The sequence below is a fragment of the Nocardia sp. Tas62D01 genome (genome assembly GCF_055232035.1).
Genome location: NZ_JBUYUZ010000001.1, coordinates 3806416 through 3822752 on the forward strand (window position 1 = coordinate 3806416; position 16337 = coordinate 3822752).

General features: G+C 65.2%; 14 protein-coding genes. 3 read left to right on the top strand and 11 right to left on the bottom strand.

Translation table 11 applies throughout. The annotated features are described in order from the left end of the window. The first annotated feature begins 59 nt into the window (after positions 1-59). Positions 60-377, top strand: a complete 318-nt coding sequence (locus tag ACV7NQ_RS18455; RefSeq protein WP_463360810.1) for a DUF4158 domain-containing protein — start codon at positions 60-62, stop codon at positions 375-377. A gap of 170 nt (positions 378-547) precedes the next feature. On the opposite strand, the gene ACV7NQ_RS18460 is transcribed toward ACV7NQ_RS18455, so the two are convergent. Beyond that, positions 548-904 carry a helix-turn-helix domain-containing protein gene (locus ACV7NQ_RS18460; RefSeq protein WP_463360811.1) on the bottom strand — a complete coding sequence of 119 codons (357 nt, stop codon included), beginning with the start codon at positions 902-904 and terminating at the stop codon, positions 548-550. Between the two features lie 800 nt (positions 905-1704). Beyond that, positions 1705-2472 (bottom strand): alpha/beta fold hydrolase, encoded by a 768-nt coding sequence (locus ACV7NQ_RS18465; protein ID WP_463360812.1) that lies wholly within the window; start codon positions 2470-2472, stop codon positions 1705-1707. Positions 2473-2504: 32 nt separating this feature from the next. Here ACV7NQ_RS18465 and ACV7NQ_RS18470 point away from each other — a divergent pair, with 32 nt between their 5' ends. Then, positions 2505-3101 (top strand): TetR/AcrR family transcriptional regulator, encoded by a 597-nt coding sequence (locus ACV7NQ_RS18470; protein ID WP_463360813.1) that lies wholly within the window; start codon positions 2505-2507, stop codon positions 3099-3101. 480 nt (positions 3102-3581) lie between these two features. On the opposite strand, the gene ACV7NQ_RS18475 is transcribed toward ACV7NQ_RS18470, so the two are convergent. Continuing rightward, complete coding sequence (locus tag ACV7NQ_RS18475; protein WP_463358454.1) at positions 3582-4898, bottom strand: IS256 family transposase; 1317 nt, start codon at positions 4896-4898, stop codon at positions 3582-3584. Between the two features lie 141 nt (positions 4899-5039). Then, positions 5040-5387, bottom strand: a complete 348-nt coding sequence (locus tag ACV7NQ_RS18480; protein ID WP_463360814.1) for a hypothetical protein — start codon at positions 5385-5387, stop codon at positions 5040-5042. Positions 5388-5885: 498 nt separating this feature from the next. Here ACV7NQ_RS18480 and ACV7NQ_RS18485 point away from each other — a divergent pair, with 498 nt between their 5' ends. After that, positions 5886-7130, top strand: coding sequence for an IS701 family transposase (locus ACV7NQ_RS18485; protein WP_463365724.1), 1245 nt, complete (start codon positions 5886-5888; stop codon positions 7128-7130). 821 nt (positions 7131-7951) lie between these two features. Here ACV7NQ_RS18485 and ACV7NQ_RS18490 read toward each other — a convergent pair. From ACV7NQ_RS18490 to ACV7NQ_RS18520, 7 genes are all read right to left on the bottom strand, one after another. Further along, positions 7952-8320, bottom strand: coding sequence for a helix-turn-helix domain-containing protein (locus ACV7NQ_RS18490; RefSeq protein WP_463360815.1), 369 nt, complete (start codon positions 8318-8320; stop codon positions 7952-7954). A 648-nt stretch (positions 8321-8968) separates the two neighbouring features. Next, positions 8969-9622: a recombinase family protein gene (locus tag ACV7NQ_RS18495; RefSeq protein WP_463360816.1), complete on the bottom strand. Its 654-nt coding sequence runs from the start codon at positions 9620-9622 to the stop codon at positions 8969-8971. A 1051-nt stretch (positions 9623-10673) separates the two neighbouring features. Then, positions 10674-11087: a hypothetical protein gene (locus ACV7NQ_RS18500; RefSeq protein WP_463357687.1), complete on the bottom strand. Its 414-nt coding sequence runs from the start codon at positions 11085-11087 to the stop codon at positions 10674-10676. 214 nt (positions 11088-11301) lie between these two features. After that, the gene (locus tag ACV7NQ_RS18505; protein WP_463357686.1) at positions 11302-12210 is read right to left on the bottom strand and encodes a recombinase family protein; all 909 of its coding nucleotides are present in this window, start codon (positions 12208-12210) and stop codon (positions 11302-11304) included. A gap of 160 nt (positions 12211-12370) precedes the next feature. Then, complete coding sequence (locus tag ACV7NQ_RS18510; protein WP_463357685.1) at positions 12371-13720, bottom strand: TniQ family protein; 1350 nt, start codon at positions 13718-13720, stop codon at positions 12371-12373. Then, the gene (locus ACV7NQ_RS18515) at positions 13717-14628 is read right to left on the bottom strand and encodes a TniB family NTP-binding protein (RefSeq protein WP_463357684.1); all 912 of its coding nucleotides are present in this window, start codon (positions 14626-14628) and stop codon (positions 13717-13719) included. The genes ACV7NQ_RS18510 and ACV7NQ_RS18515 overlap by 4 nt, the downstream gene beginning before the upstream one ends. Continuing rightward, the gene (locus ACV7NQ_RS18520) at positions 14622-16289 is read right to left on the bottom strand and encodes a transposase (protein ID WP_463357683.1); all 1668 of its coding nucleotides are present in this window, start codon (positions 16287-16289) and stop codon (positions 14622-14624) included. Before ACV7NQ_RS18520 ends, ACV7NQ_RS18515 begins: the two co-directional genes overlap by 7 nt. Positions 16290-16337: the final 48 nt, after the last annotated feature.

Below are 16337 nucleotides of genomic sequence, written 5' to 3' on the forward strand. Positions count from 1 at the left end.
ACGGATCGAAAACAACCTGGCTCTAAAACCGGGTGGTTCCGTCATCGGGGACCGGTCAGGTGGAGTATCTGGCCGAGCACCCGGCATGTTTGAAGGACTACGCCGACCGGCGAATGACCCGGTTCGAGCATCAGGCCGAGATCACGCAGGAGTACGGCTTGGCCGCGTTCGCGGACGTGGAGGCGGAGCTGGCGGCGTGGATCGCGGACCAGGCGTGGATGACCGGCGACGGGCCGAAAGTGATCTTCGGCGGCGCGGTGGCGTGGCTGCGGACGCCAAACCCTGCTGCCCGGCATCACGAGGTTGCAGAGGTGTCAGTCCTGTCGTCGGGGCGCACCGGTGGTGTAGGTCACCGGCCAGCACATGACCCCGGGTGAATGCTGGCGACCGCCGCCACGTTCGAGGGCGCCGGGCCATTCCCCGGTGCGGGCCAAGGCCGCCTCGACGTTGAGACCGATCACAGCATCGAGTGCGGTCAGGTCCATCGCCTGGAAACAAAAACATCTATCTGGCCGGTGCGTGTGCCGGTCACGGTCATTTCTCGGTTTCAGTCGAGGTCGGTGCGCTGGTCGAGGGCGTGTTGCAGGTTGGTGTTGAGGCGTTGGGCCTCGACGAGCTGGTCTTCGAGAATGACGATGCGGCACGCCGCCTCGAGGGCGTTACCGGCATCGACGAGCTCACGCACACGCCCGGCGATACGCAACTGGTAGCGGGAGTAGCGGCGGTGCCCACCAGCTGACCGTTGCGGGGTCAACAGTTCGGCGGCGTCGAGGCCGCGCAGGAACGCTTGGGTGACGCCGAGGATTTCCGCGGCGCGTCCCATGCTGTAGGCGGGGTAGGTGTCGTCATCGAGTTTGTCGGCGGCGCTGGGACCGTCGGTGGGGTTCGGGTTCGGTCGCTGCACAGCGCCTCTCGGGTTTCAACGCCGACAGGCCCCGGCGCAGCTGCGCCGGGGCCTGGGGTCTACGAAAAGGGTGGTGATATCAATTCTGCTCACCGGCCACCTGCGCCGATGTCCTACACCGCTCCCGACACTTCCCGGGACGCGGAACTGATAAATGACTACTCAGTGAGCACCACCTCCTGGATTGCCGGGTCCTGTCTGCGTACTTCTCGGTCTTGCTCTTCTTCCTTGCTTCTTCGCCCCCTCCCGGCGGTCCGGCCTACTACACCGGATTAGCGCCTCCGCCGGAAGGGGACGGTCGAACTAGTACTTCCGGGTAGCTCACCTACCCGGCCAACCTGGCTTTCTCATCTGCAACGACAGCGACTGTATACCGGCCCTCGCGGAATGTCTACCCCCGACACAACAGATTTTCCTCTGCCAGTGCAAGGTGTTTATTTCACGCGGGGTAGACGGTTTCAGGTCATCGCACCGGGGTAGATCCGATGCACCCGAGCAGGGACGCAAGGAAGGGGCAATGGCCATGACGGCACCGGTGCTCGATGATCTGCACCACGACGGGAACCACGGCGTGGCGATGGATCTCGACCTCGACCTGATCGGGAGGCGAGGAGCATCCGCGCGGAATCCGGCGGTAGCGCGAATCGAACTGGCCGTTTGCTATCGGGCCGCCCCCGGCGTGGCCGGTACCGCGCATAGTTTCCAGAGTCGACCAGTCCCGGCCAGGCCAAAGTGCCAGGTCGACCATTCGAGTTACCGCGCATAGTGCGCTGCTATGTGCACTCGGTAACTCCTTAGCGCTACTTTTCGCGCCGATGTTCCCGCACTGCCGAATTGGTAGGTGCTGCCGTTAGACACCTGGCGAACTCGTGAACGATTGTGGTGAACTGCTCAGGCTGGTCGAGGTTGCACAGGTGACCGGCGCCTGGGACCACGACCCCCGTGGCGCCGGGGATCGCCCGAATCTGATGGTGGTGCTCGGCTCGGTTGCGCCGGTCCCGCTCCCCGGTTACCACCAGGACGGGGTTGGGGTAGGCGGCCAGGGTGCCGTGCCAAACGGTCCGGGTCAGTTCCGTGAGGGCATCGCCCATCGCGGCGAATGTAAGGCCTCCGTCGATAATCGTCTCGGCGTATGCGGGGTAGGTGCGGCGCAGGGCCTTTGCTTGAACTCCGGTCAGTAGCCGGGTGGGCCACAGGGTGAGGGCCAGGCGGTTGGCGCGGACCAGCAGCGGATAGCGGCCCTGGCTGTAGTCGATCGCGCAGCCGGACAGGACCAGTCCGGCCGCCAGCAGCGGGTAGCGGGCAGCGCACGCCATCGCGACGTAGCCACCGAGACTCAGCCCGACCAGGACCGCTGGGCGGTGTGGGGTTTGCGACAGTTCTTCTGTGACCACCTCAACCGCCCGCTGCATGCTGAAGAGCTCGTGGCTGCGGGCGCCGTGTCCGGGCAGGTCGACCGCAACCACCGGGAAGGTGTCGGCGAGCGCGTCGAGCTGCGGCGCCCAGCTTGTGCGGGAAACGCCGACACCGTGCAGGAAGACCAGCTGGGGCTCGTTATCATTGACCATATGGTCGATGATAACCCGTGGGGGTTGCCCTGATGAGTCCGCGTGGTGCGGCGCACAACGCCAGGCTGCGCCAGCGGTCGACTGATGCGCTGCTCGATGCCGCGCTTGAGGCATTTGCGGCGAAGGGTTTCCACGGTGCCTCGGTCGCCTCGATCGCGGCCCGCGCCGGTACCTCGAAGGGACTGCTCTACGCGTACTTCCCGACGAAGGAAGAGTTGCTGATGGCCGTCATAACGCGGCGGCTGCGCGAGGCGGTCGTGCTGCTGGATGTGGTACCGCAGGCCCCGGCCGACGAGCAGCTATGCCGATTCATCGGCAACCTGCTCGATCATGCCGCCGCCCACGTCGCAACCCACCGTCTGCTTCTTACGCTGGAACTACAGCCCGACATCGCGCCAGTGCTGCACCGGGCCGATGACGCCCTGCAGGTGATGCTCGCCACGCTGCGTGAACGTCTCACCGGCATATTCGTCCAGCTCGGCGCACCGGATCCGGCGATAGAGACCCTCTACTTCCAGGCCACGCTCACCGGCGCGATACACGTCCTCGTGCAGAGTCCGGAACACTTCCCCCGCCAGCAGTTCGAGCAACGCCTGCGCCACACTTTCATCCGACACCGCTGTCGGTAGGGGTTGAGGGACAGTCGCCCGAGATCCGGCGCTAAGGAGTTCCGGCGGCTATGTTCCTCGACCCCCGCAAAGGCGCCGCCGGGGCTGTTGTCCAAGATCAGGGGCATGGGGAACATCGGTGCGAAAAGTAGCGCTAAGCCGGGCACCGCAGATAAGGGCGCAATTATCTGCGGTACTGGCTTAGCGCCGGATTCCGCGGAGCTGCACCACCTAGCGCTTCGCGCGGTGCCAGCACGCGCTATGCATTGGCGACTCCGGAACTTATCTGCGATAACGCCTGCCGCAACGCTCGGATTGATAGCCAAACCGCTTAGCGTGACTTTTCGCGGATCTGTTCCCCATACCCCGCGGCTGAGCCGAGCGACCAGAACTCCGGCGAGGATCAGTGAGACCACCCGCAGCGGTGTGCTCGGCGGTATAGCTGGACGTAAGATCCGCACTGACCGCGAGATATTGTCAAGACCTGTGGATCAGCAAGTTTCAGGCGACCTCCTCCGCCTCGGCTGATGACGGGCTGGTCGGTGTGTTCGGGGTGATGTCGGCGGGCCGTTCCAGGAGTTTGCCCTTGTGGAATACGGCCCCGGCCCGGACGAGTGCGACTAGGTGTGGGGCGTTGACGGCCCGCCAGCGCGTTTGAGCGGCCTCGATCAGCTTGAAGGCCATGGCGAGCCCGGCCGCGCGGGAACCCGGCCCCTTGGTGACCTTCGTCCTCAAACGCACTGTGGCGAAAGTACTTTCGATCGGGTTTGTGGTGCGTAGGTGGATCCAGTGTTCGGCCGGGTATTTGTAGAACTCGAGCAGCACGTCGGCGTCATCGACGATCTTGGCGACCGCTTTCGGGTATTTCGCGCCGTAGTCGATCTCGAAGGCCTTGATCGCGACTTGTGCCTTGTCAATGTCCTCGGCCATGTAGATTTCCTTCATCGCCGCCAACGCGCCAGGATGCGCCGACTTCGGCAGCGCTGCAAGGACATTCGCGGATTTGTGGAACCAGCAACGCTGCTCTCGGGTCAGGGGGAATACCTCACGCAGCGCCTTCCAGAATCCGAGCGCGCCGTCACCGACGGCGAGCACCGGCGCGGTCATGCCGCGGCGGCGGCAGTCACGCAGCAGATCGGCCCACGACTCGGTCGACTCGCGATAGCCGTCGGTCAATGCGACGAGCTCCTTGCGGCCGTCGGCGCGAACCCCGATCATCACCAGCAGGCATAGTTTCTGCTGGTCGAGCCGGATTTTGAGGTGGATGCCGTCGACCCACAGGTACACGTAGTCGGTGCCTGAGAGGTCGCGGGCGGCGAAGGTGCGGGCTTCGTCCTGCCACTGCGTCGTGAGCCGGGTGATCGAGGCCGCCGACAGGCCCGCGCCCGTGCCGAGGAACTGCTCCAACGCCGGCCCGAAATCGCCGCTGGACAGCCCATGCAGGTACAACAACGGCAGAACCTCCGTCATCTGCGGCGATTTTCGTGCCCACGCGGGCAGGATCGCCGAGGAAAACCGCTGCCGCTCACCGGATTCGGGGTCGACACGCTTGTCGTTGACACGCGGTGCCTTCACCGTCACCGCACCCGCGGCGGTCAGGACCTCCCGCTCGACGTGGTAGCCGTTGCGGACCACCAGCCGCCGGCCTTCGTCGTCGACCTGGTCGGCGAACCGCTCGATATAGGCCGCGACCTCGGCCTGCAACGCTGCGGCGAGCATCTTGCGGGCACCGTCGCGAACAATCTCATCGAGCAACGACCGGGCGCAGGACACACCGGGATCGTTGGACTCCGCCGCATCGTGAACTACCTTGAGCACCGGCGTACCTTCCCGCCAGCGTTGGCGCGCTGGACTTGATCAAATACCTATGGCTTCGTAGATCATCCGGGAAGGTACGCTTCCCGGCCATCCACAGGTCCTGATCATTTCTCGCACTGACCGCCCGCGAACGACAAACGGCTACTTATGCGGGTCGGCGAGCTGCCACTGCGCCATGCGATCGGCGGGCTTCAACGAACCGACGAACGCGACGTATGGTCCCCGGCTCCCGGCACGAAGGATTACCAATCCGTGAACCTGCTGGCCGAGGGACACCGAGCCGACACGTAATGGAGCAGGCGGCCCGAATGGCCGGTAGTCCTCGCTCGGACTGGGCCCCCAGCTGAGCTTGTCACTGGTGTGGGCATATGCCGGATCGGTCTCGTTGCTGCCGAGATAGGCGAACTGGAAGTCAGACTCGGTGTAGTGGTACGCCGTCTCCGAGGTTCCCTCTATCGTGACGTCGAGGACAATCAGTTGAGCTCCCATGGAATCGCCGAGGACCGGCGCGTATCGGACACCATTCAGCACAATGTTCGCAGTCGCTCCCGATGAATCGTGAACGGGCACAAGGTTGCCGATCCCGTCGTCCCGGACTCCAGGTGCTGGCGGTGCAGCCTTGGCGGGCGGAGAAGGCGATGGCGGGGGTGCCTGCTCTGTCTGGCTGGTGGGAGGTGGCACGATCAGGGTCGACGCTGATGTCGTCGGCACGGAAGTCGACGTCGGGAGCGCGCTAGTTTTCTGCGCTGTCTTCTGTACCTCGCTCGTCGCTGGTGTTTGCCTAGTACTCCAGTTGTAGATCGTTACCGTGCCGAGTGGTCTGTTTCGGGGTGATGATTTGCAGGGCAGGGGGATTCGCGTGGCCGAGTTGGACGAGGGCGGCCACCGCGTGTTCGTGTTGACTGTGTGTGCAATACAACCGAATCGGCGGTGGCCGCTGCCTGCAGCGTAGACCCTGCGCGGTGGGACGAGGGTTTGGACGGGTTGATGGCGCGGATCGCGGGCTGTTTCCGCCGCGTGGAACCTCGCAAGACCGCGCGAGCGATGGTGGCGGGGCTGGCAGCGAAGCTTCCGAACAAGAACTGCTGGACTTTGTCCGAACACACAGGTCACGAAACCCCTTATGCCATGCAGCATTTGCTGTCGCGGGCGAAGTGGGATGAAGATGCGGTCCGCGACGACCTGCGTGATCATGTTGTGGACCATCTCGGTACCGATCAGGTGATCGCGGTGATCGACGAGACCGGTGACCTGAAGAAGGGCGCCATGACCGCCGGTGTGCAGCGGCAGTACACCGGCACTGCCGGACGCATCGAAAACGCCCAAGTCGCAGTGTATTTGACCTACTCCACCACACGAGGGCACACGCTCATCGACCGCGAGTTGTATCTGCCGAAATCCTGGACCGACGCCCCGGACCGGTGCACCGAGGCCGGTATCCCCGCCGGCGAGGCGGTGCTGGTGACCAAACCCGCCCTGGCGCAGCGGATGATCACCCGAACCCTCGACGCCGGCGTAGCGCTGGGCTGGGTCGCCGGTGACGAGGTCTACGGCGCCGACCCGAAATTGCGGGCAGAACTCGAAATCCGCGGTGTCGGTTACGTTCTCGCGATCGGTGCCAACCGCCGCGTGCACACCGCTGCCGGGGACCTGCGCGCCGACACCGCCGCTGCGGCACTACCGTGCAGCGCCTGGCAGTGCCTCTCGGCCGGTGACGGCGCGAAAGGCGCCCGCCTGTACCACTGGGCATGGATGGACATCGACGCCGACCCCGACGCCTCAGGTCACCGATGGCTGCTGGTCCGACACAACCGGGCGACCGGGGAAATGGCGTACTACCGGTGCTGGGCCCCGCAACCGGTGACTCTGCCCCAACTCGTCACCGTCGCCGGTCGCAGGTGGACCGTGGAGGAAGATTTCCAATCCGGAAAAGGGCTGGCCGGCCTGGACGAGCACCAGGTCACCTCGTGGACTTCCTGGCGGCGCTGGACCATCCTGGCCATGCTCGCACTGGCATTCCTGACTATCACCGCGATCACCGAAAACACCACCCACCCTGCCGCGCCAGACCTGATCGCGTTGACCCGCAACGAAATCCAAGCTCTCTTGCCGAGGAACCCGCTCACCGCCGTCGCCGACCTCGCCTTCCGGATACGCCGATCAATCTGGCGTCGACGACACCAACACCGAGCCAAACAATGCCACTACCAGCGACGATCACAACAGACCTGACGGTACGTCACGAACTACGACTGGAGTACTAGACGATGAGGACGGTGCCGTCGCGCTATCAGGGGCCGGTTGTTTGGGCAGGAGCGCCCCACCTGTGATGAAAGCTGCGAACGCGATCACCATGATCAGTGCGGCCCGCTTTCTACCGTGGACTCGCAGTGGTGAAATCCGACCAACGATCAGACCGATTAAGCCGACCAGGAATGCGATCACACTGACGAGGACGAGGACAGCGCCGACGAATTCCGTGCTACTCACCGCCCCCTACGCGAAGATGACGCCCGCTGCCTATGCTCGCGGTTGACTAGATCTCCGCAGGACCGCCGACGAGAATTCCCACGGGCGTTGGGGTTTGACTCTAGCTCAGTTGAGCGTTGAGGGGGCGCCTAACCGGCATCAGCAACCTCACGTTGTCGCTGAGATCCGTTGGCATGCACCAGATACTACCGGCCGATCCGCATCGTCGCCTCACCCGCCGGCATCCGCCGCTCATCGATGCGGCGAGGTATTTGCCGTAGAACAGCGCCAGCCCGACCGCCGCGGCGATCCCGGCCAGAAACCAAACCCGGGACGCTCGATCAACACCCTCAGCATCAGATTCACTGAGTCAGCATCAGATTGGTCAATTACCCGCATCAGATCTATTGAGGCAGCATCAGACCGACTGAGCCAGGACACGCTCGGTTCGGAGAACAGGACGACACTACGGCTCTGACCGCCGGTAAGGTTCACATACCGCTGAGTCTGGCTGCGTCGCAGGCAATATCACCTGTAGGCGATTTGCCTAGCTCGGTCATTCCAGCCCCGGCGGCCGGAATCGCTCAGCCCGCAGGAGGGCTTCCGGGTGGCCGGTCGTCGAGGGCGTGCCGCAGGTCGTTGTTGATGCGTTCGGCTTCGGCGAGCTGGTCCTCGAGGATCACGATGCGACAAGCCGCATCCAGGGAGTCACCAGCATCGACGAGCTCCCGCACGCGCCCGGCTATACGCAACTGGTAGCGGGAGTAGCGGCGGTGCCCACCCGCCGAACGCTGCGGTGTCAAGAGCTCGGCCGCGTCGAGGCCGCGCAGAAACGCTTGAGTGACGCCGAGGATCTCCGCGGCGCGTCCCATGCTGTAGGCGGGGTAGGTGTCGTCATCGAGTTTGTCGGCGGCGCTGGCGCCGTCGGTGGGGTTCGGGTTCGGTTGCTGCACAGCGCCTCTCGGGTTTCAACACCGAAGGCCCCGGCGCATGTGCGCCGGGGCCCGGGGTCTACGAAAAGGGTGGTGATATCAATTCTGCTCACCGGCCGAGTCGGCCGATGTCCTACACCGCTCCCGACGCTTCCTGGGACGCGGAACTGCTAAATGACTCCTCAGTGAGCACCACCTCCTGGATTGCCGGGTCCTACCTGCGTTACTTCTCGGTCTTGCTTCTTCGCCCCCTCCCGGCGGTCCGGCCGACTACACCGGATTCTCTTCTCCGCCGGAGGGGACGGTGGAACCTCATGTTCCGGGCAGCTCACCTGCCCGGCCACTGGACTCATCAATGCGAACGACAGCGACTGTATACCGACTCTTGACGAATGTCTACACCCGTCACGACAGACTTTGTTTCCCGCGTGTCCGACCTTATGTGGAGGGGCAGCCCACATGAGGTGCGTACTCGAGGTTGCACATTTGGTGCATTCCTGAAGGTGCGTGCTCGACTCGGACCCGCGCGACAGCCTGGCCTACACCCATGTCTGAAACCTTGGTTTCGAGACAGGATCCGGCGACACCCTTGTCTCCGAAGGACTCCCAGCTCACGAAGCCTCGAAACCTTGTCTCGAAATCACGTCGCGAAGCTGCCGCTATCGGTGGTCAGCTTTCGATAGCCACGCGACTACGACCGAGCTCGGGGATGTGCTTGTAGAGGGTGCCGCGAGAGACCCCGAGTAGCCGAGCGACGGAGGACACCGTTTCTTCCGGTCGGGTGAGGATCGCGCGGGCTTGGCGGATCTGCTCGGCGGTCATCGCCGGTGGCCGGCCGAGACGTTGGCCGCGGGCTCGGGCGGCGGCCAGGCCCTCGTTGGTGCCATCGACGATCAGCTCGCGGATGAACTCGGCGAGGGCTGCGAAGACATGGAACACCAGTCGCCCGCCCGGTGTGGTGGTGTCGAGTGCTTCGTGTAGGGAGCGGAATCCGATGCCGCGCTTGCGGAGTTTGGCCACGATCGTGATCAGGTCTTGCAGGGAGCGGCCGAGCCGGTCCAGCGACGGCACCACGAGGGTGTCGCCGAGGCGCAGGTAATCCAGGCACGCCCACAGCTCCTCGCATTCAGCGTCCTTGCCCGACTTCTTATCGGTGAAGATCCGCTGGCATCCTGCCGCGGTGAGCGCGGTGATCTGACGGTCGAGCAGCTGGCCTTTGGTCGAGACTCGACCGTAGCCGACGAGAGCACCGCCGCCGCCGATCGGATCGAGGGCGTCGCCGTCGAGGGTGAGCACTTCAGGTCGGTCGGTCGTCGCGGTCATAGCCGGGACTGTAGAAGAAAGGTCCGACAGGACTTGTTGAACACCAACCGTTTTCGACACGTTTATTGAACACCGGACCGGTTCCGTCGTCCTGGCGATTCGTGTCGATGTTCGAAGTTGTCTGCACTGATGTTCGGAGTGCTCTGCACTGCGCATTCAGGGGCCTGCCGAACAGCGACAGTGGGCGGCAGAACCGAGTGGGCGAGGTGATTCGAGAACGCGGGCACGCCATCAGAAGGGTTAAACGCGGGTTAAACTAGTCAATTCGGGCAGTTGCGGTGCGTGCAGCCCGGCGGGCCATCGAGTCGGCAGCGCCGGACGTTTTTCTCGGCTTGGTTTGTGGTCGTTCGTGATGTCGGTCGATGTGGATACGCTGCGGGTATGGCCCTGTCGATGGAGTGCAGCGACGTCCGGTGGGCGCTGGCCGCCGCGCTCGATGTCGATCTCGACGTCGCCGACGACTACCCGATTGCGGACTATCTGTCCGAACCCGATGACGATGATCCGACGTATGACTGGCGGCCGTCGGTGATGGCGTTCGATATGAGCGGCGTCCCGGGACAAAACCGATGTCGCCTGGATCGCGTGGCCCGGCTGATTCCACACCGTCCACAACACCGCGGCGAGGTCTGCGCGCGGCCGGCAGATGTTCGATCCGCACGGGTGTGGAAGGCTCTGCCAGTCCCGGCCCGTGGCTGCGACCCGGGCCCTGCACGTGCGCGTTCTGACGTTGTACCAGCAGAGGCAGACCCCAGCCGAGATCGCGACGACCGTCGCCTGCTCGGTCGATGAGATAGAGCGGATCATCATGTTCCACCGGTGAAAACCGGCTGGTTCGGTGTGGCCGGGATCTGGTGCAGGCAGTCCAGAGTGAGATGTCAGTAGAATTCGTCACCGGATGTCAGTTCCGACTTGCCTGTTCGGGGATGCAAGGCGAAGTTCAGAGATGCGTTACAAAGAGGGCAGACTGCAGTAGCTGCAGGAAGCCAGGGATGCCCGCGACCAGTCCCTGGGATTGCGGGCATCCTGCCGTAAATGTGCTTGGCGGCGATCAGCGGCAGTGCGAAGGCTCCGAATACCAGACGTTCCACCCCGGATCAGAGGCGCCTCCCCAGATGATGCAGACACCCGGAGCGGTCACCTTCACCGGGCCAGCGTAGTTAGTGTATTCGCCCTCGTCATTGATGTTGCTGTAAATTCCGTCTACGTCTTTCGCGATGGAAGCCAACATCATGGTTTTGGTTCCGGGGTTGTTCTTCGTCGTGACTACGCAGTCGGTGGTGCCGTTGTAGAGCAGGTGGATACGTGCGCCGGGGATGTCGTGGTGATCGATTTCGTGGTAGTTGCTGCCGCATGCCTCGGCCGGGGTCGCTACCGCATTCGCCGGGCCGGCCACAGCTATTGAGCCAGCGACGACCGCCGACGCGGCGAAGGCCAGCCTGACTGCCTGGGTGAGTGTGCGCATCTACTCCACATTCGTTCTGTGCCCGCTGGTGCGGACAAAAGCTAGAAAATATGAGATAGATATCGTACGAGTCACATTCAACCGATCGCGTCGATCGCCTCCCCAGTGGTGGTTGGTTGTGGCACCCCGACAGGGGCGAGGCGCATCCATGAGCCCGTCCCGGCGCAGGCGGGCGTGTGATGTTGGGGCACATCCGAACACCCGCTCATGATCATCATGTAGTCGCGTTGTGCAGTCGATCCCGGTAGATCCGGTATGCCTTGCGGTCGGCGGCCGACGCGCTCTCACCGACTGTTTCGGCAGCAGCCAGTAGCGTCCGGTGGACGTGCGGCGGCGCGGTGACGTGCAGGCTGTAGCCCTGTCCGCGTCGTATCTCCCGGCTCTGTTGCAGAGCGCGGCGCTCGGTTTCGCCGAGGTCGGCGGTATGGCCGGTCAGGTGGCGGGCGATCTTGCCCGGGATCTCGATCCGGATCGGGCCCGGTTCGTCCATGCGGGCGGGTGCGGGTTGTTCGGGGCGGCCGGGCAGAAGGTCGGCGAGGGCGGTGCGGATCGCAACTCGGCTCACCTGGTGCCGGCGGGCCAGAGCAGCGATTGTCGCCCCTTCGCGGAATTCCTGGCGTACCTGGTCCAACGCCCCGTTCGTGGCGACCTGTGGGCGGCGTCCGGATCGGGCGCCTTGTGCCCAGGCGGCGGCCAGGCCCTCGCGGGTGAGTTCGTTTTGCAGGTCGCGCTGGAATTGGCCGACCGAGATCAGCACGTTGACCAGCATGGTGGTGGTCGCGTCGGCCGCGGCAAGATCGGTGATGCCCGATAGCGCCCCGGACAGGACCCGCAGCTTCACCCCGTGCAGCCGGCACCAGTCGCGCACGGTGAGGATGTCGGCGAGGTCGCGGCACAGCCGGTACAGCTCGGACACGGTGAGCTGGTCACCGGGGCGCGCATATCCGGCCAGCCGACGGAACCCGTCGCGTTCGAGTGCGGGGATCTTCGATGAGGTGGCCGGGTCGGCGAACAATTGCACACCGTCTGCGCCGTCGACGAGACCGGCCTCGCCGATCAGGTGGGTCTGGCGTGCGGTGCTTTGCTCGTCGGTGGACACCCGTGTGTAGACGAGTTCGGCCATCGCAGCGCCCTTTCACCTCGACCCGATTAGCTTCCATTCACCGTTCTATCTGTCGTCAAACCCTGTCGTCAATCGGGAACGGACCGCATTGGATCGATTGCGCCGTTTCCGCATGATCCGGACGGCGCGGAAGCCGCACTGACTACATGTCTTCAAAGGGTCATTTGACGACATCAACGGATCCGTTTCGGCGGTCGGGTGCGCGCTCGCGAGCCTGGACCGACAGGCCATGTCGGTCGCCGATCCACTGGGGGAGGTCGTCCAGGCGCATGCCCATCTTGCGGATCACCGCGAAGACGTCGTCGTCGCACATCGGGCACAGCCGTGTGGCGTACTCGGTCGTCGTGGGCAGGAAGTCGGTGGAGATGCCGAGGATGACGAGAAAGTCGCGTTCGCGCTCGAAGTGCTCCAGTGTCCGGACCGACAGGGTCGCCAGCGCGAGCAACTGCTGCGCGGTCGCCGGATCTACGCGGGCGCGGTCGATCGCCGCGGTCACCTCGGTGATCGCGGTCCTCCAGGCGGTCACCAGCGGTGTCGGTCTGTCGCCCTCGTACACCGGGGTGTGCGGCGGGGTCACCAGCGCCGAGGCGAACTCGCCGTCGGCGGTGATCCGCCGCGCCGCGACGAGGTCGAGCGCGACCGCCGCCGCGTGGCGCATCGCTTCCTGCGTCGGCGGGTCCATCAGTTCGTAGGGTTTCCAGGCGCTCAGCCCGCCGCGCGGCCCGCGGCCGGTGCTCTGCCAGATCAGTTCGAGGCGCGCCTTCGTACGCTGGCGGCGACCGAGCAGGCTGACCTCGTCCAGCAAGCTCCGCAACAACCGCAGCCACACGGCCACGTGGATCGGGCGGCCGGGCAGGCGAACCTGGCCGGTGGCCAGGCCCTCGTAGGTGAGACGGTCCAGCCTTGCCAGCGGTTCGGGAACCGGGATCGGTTGTAGGCGTTCGTGTTCGGGAAGAAGAAGCTTCCACCTATCGCGGTTGTCGATGAGGCGGCATCCGTGCTCGGCACACCCGGTCACCAGCGGCAGTTTCCACGCCAGCGCCTGGGGCCGCGCGGGGTCGGTGGCGCAGACTGGGCAGTGCCGCTGCCGGTATGCGGGACCCGGCATCCAGGGCCCGCGCCAGCGCCGCTCGGTCACATGGTTGCGGCCGGCCTCGCCGGGGCGCAGCAGCACCGAGTTCTGCCGCACGTAGGTGTCGAACACTTCCTGCGCTTCGAAATCGCGCACGCCGGCTTTGTCGAGCAACCACGGCGTCCACCCGCCCAACGTCATTGTCTTCAGGTGTCCGGGATCGACTCCGGTCCGCTCGACCAGCGCTTTCGCCAACGGTTCGGGGACCTCCCACCGGTCGTCCTCGATGAGGTGCGGGGATAGTTCGGGCACGAGGGCGGCGAGCAGTCGTTTGACCGGCATTCGGTAGATCCCGGCCAGTCGCCCCAGCCAGGATGACAGCGACTCCAGGGGGTCCGGTTGCGGATGCAGCGGCCATCGCGTGGATGGCGCGGTCACGCCAGTTCGCGTTCGAACATCCGACGGCGTTCGGTCGGCCCTGCATAGGACGCCATCACCAGCGTGCTCTGGTTGATCGCCTCCTGGCCGGACTCGATGGCCGCGATCGCGGCATCGGTCAGCAGCGCGGTCAGCTCGCCGATGGTGCCCTCGCTGCGAGTCAGCAGATAGGTGGCCATTTCCGCGGTCCCGATCGCCGAGGGCCGGCGCAGCGGGAACGCGGCGGCGAAGCTGGCCAGCAACGCACACCCCTGAGCGTCGGGCTGCCACCGAGGAAGCAGGAACGGGGCGAACCGGTTCTCCAGTTGCGGGTCCGACCGGATCGCCAGATAGGCGTCGTTGGTGCCGACCCCGACCAGCGGAATCCGCAGCTCGTTGCCGAGGAACCGCAACAGGTTCAGAAACTCCCGCCGGACCGCGCTGTTGCGGCCGCCGAGGATGTTGTGCAGCTCATCGATCACCAGCACACGGACACCGGTAGCCCGCAGCAGGCTCAGCACCAGCTGCTCGAGGTCGGCCAACCGTGGCGCGCGGGCCCGCATCGGCGCGCCCAGGGCGGCCAGTAGCGCGGTGTAGAACCGGGTCACCGACGGCTCGGAGGGCATCTGCACCGTCAGCACCGGGATCTGTTCACGATCCGAATGTGACACCGGCGGATGAGTCCGGCAAAACTTCTCGATGATCATCGACTTGCCGTTGTTCGTCAGGCCGACGATCAGCAGATTCGGCATCCGCTGCTTACTGGGCGTGTCCAGCAGCGTTTCTAACCTGGTCAGGGCTTCGGTGGCGCGGGTGTAGCCGATCCACCGGTCCCCACGCACATACCGCAACCGCTCCTCGCCCGGCAGCATAGCGATCGGCTGCGCCGACGGGTGCAGATGCGACAGGTCCGGTTCACCGTTCACCATTGCTCGATCACCTCGAACGGCTTCACGGGTCCGGGCGCTGTGTCGGCGGGTGGTTGCGGCGCAACCAGAGACGGTCCCTGGCGCGGCGGGGTGTTGTTGCGGCGGCGCTGCCCGTCGCGGCGGGCCTTGCGGCTGGCCGAGGTCGCGGCGTCGGTGATGTGCCGCATCTGCTCGACCATCGCGAACAGCGCGTTCTCGTCGATCTCGCCGCGGCCCTGCTCCCGCAGCCGCGCCACCGCCGCGGTCTGCTCCCACACACTGATCGCAGGCCGTGACCACGTCCGATACGGCACCTCCAGATATTCGCCGGTGTCGGGATGCAGGGCCCAGATGCGGGAGATGTCGCGCGGATCGCGGCGTAAGACGAACTTGCCCAGTGGTTCCCGGCGCGCGATCAGCGGTTTCAGCGCGTCGCAATAGTATTGGACGTGGTCGAGCCGAAATCCGCTGCGGGTCAGAGATCTCCGGATCACCGGTAGGAAATCGACCAAGAACGCGGTCGCGTTGGTCACGGTCTTCGGGGTTCCCTGCTCAGCTGCCTTGTCCGTCCACACCCCGCCCGGGGGCCGACCGCCCAGCCCGTCGTGCGGTTCACCGTGATAGCAGGCCACCGCCAGGGCCATCCACCGCTGCAGTTCGGTCAGGGTGAGCACGGCTTTCGCGTCACTGTCGTAGCCGCCGCGCTCCCCTGGGTTGGAGAACGTGGTGCCCGGCAGCTCATGGGTCAGCCGCATCATGGTGCCGACCAGGCGTTCGATGATGCCGCCGTAGTGCGGTGCGCCCGGCGGCCGGTAGTCGATGTCGATGCCGTGCTGCTCACAGCCGCGGCGCAGGGCTTCGCTCTTGAACTCGCTGGCGTTGTCGACATACAACTTGGCCGGTTTGCCGCTCATCGGCCACACCGCATCCAGCCCCAGGCGTTCGAGCCAGGCCCGTTTGTCGATCGCCATATGCGCCAGGCACAGCCCGACCGACGCCGCTGACGGCGCTTCGAGGGTGATCACCAGCCCAGGAACGCATTTCGACGCCTCGTCGATCGCCGCGGTCACATACGGCCGGCCGATCGGCAACCGGTGCAGCTCATCGACCACGATCACATCCGCCGGAGTGTGATCGATCTGCACACGCTCCAACAGACCCTCCACCGGCGGCGTGGAACCACCCGCCGCGCGGCGTGAGCGGGCCGCGTCGGAGCCCTCCCGCACGGTGATCGCCTTCACCTGGTCCAACCGGCCGATCCGCCGCACCACCGCCGACCGCGACGGCGGCCGCAGGCCCTTGGCCCGGCATTCATGGGTGATCTCGCGGCAGATAACCGCCACCGAACGACGCTGCCGCGTCAGATACCTCGCCCGCAGCACCTTCCGCACTATCGCTTCCACCTCATCGCCCAGCCGCTCACCACCACGACCACCACTCGACCTACCGGGCAGCAGATCCGAGGCTAGACCGTCCCCCGCCCGCCACCGCTTCACCAGCGCATACACCTGCCGGCGTTTCAACCCCAGCTCCGCACCGGCTTCACCGGCAGCCGCTGCGCTCACCCGATCGTGGCGCGCGAGACGACCGATCACCTCCGCCCGGCGCACTGCAGACTGCCAACGCGACTCATCCGCGGTGACCACACCGCGATCCACAGCCGTGGCCGTATTCTCGGACATACCGCAGCTCTCTCGTGCACACGAGTTCGAACGAAAAGCACGGTAGTG

Coding starts and splice junctions, on each gene's coding strand:
- ACV7NQ_RS18465 (WP_463360812.1), bottom strand. CDS start 2,472: ATGGTCAATGATAACGAGCCCCAGCTGGTCTTCCTGCACGGTGTCGGC.
- ACV7NQ_RS18470 (WP_463360813.1), top strand. CDS start 2,505: ATGAGTCCGCGTGGTGCGGCGCACAACGCCAGGCTGCGCCAGCGGTCG.
- ACV7NQ_RS18480 (WP_463360814.1), bottom strand. CDS start 5,387: ATGGGAGCTCAACTGATTGTCCTCGACGTCACGATAGAGGGAACCTCG.
- ACV7NQ_RS18485 (WP_463365724.1), top strand. CDS start 5,886: ATGGCGCGGATCGCGGGCTGTTTCCGCCGCGTGGAACCTCGCAAGACC.
- ACV7NQ_RS18495 (WP_463360816.1), bottom strand. CDS start 9,622: ATGACCGCGACGACCGACCGACCTGAAGTGCTCACCCTCGACGGCGAC.
- ACV7NQ_RS18500 (WP_463357687.1), bottom strand. CDS start 11,087: ATGCGCACACTCACCCAGGCAGTCAGGCTGGCCTTCGCCGCGTCGGCG.
- ACV7NQ_RS18505 (WP_463357686.1), bottom strand. CDS start 12,210: ATGGCCGAACTCGTCTACACACGGGTGTCCACCGACGAGCAAAGCACC.
- ACV7NQ_RS18515 (WP_463357684.1), bottom strand. CDS start 14,628: ATGGTGAACGGTGAACCGGACCTGTCGCATCTGCACCCGTCGGCGCAG.
- ACV7NQ_RS18520 (WP_463357683.1), bottom strand. CDS start 16,289: ATGTCCGAGAATACGGCCACGGCTGTGGATCGCGGTGTGGTCACCGCG.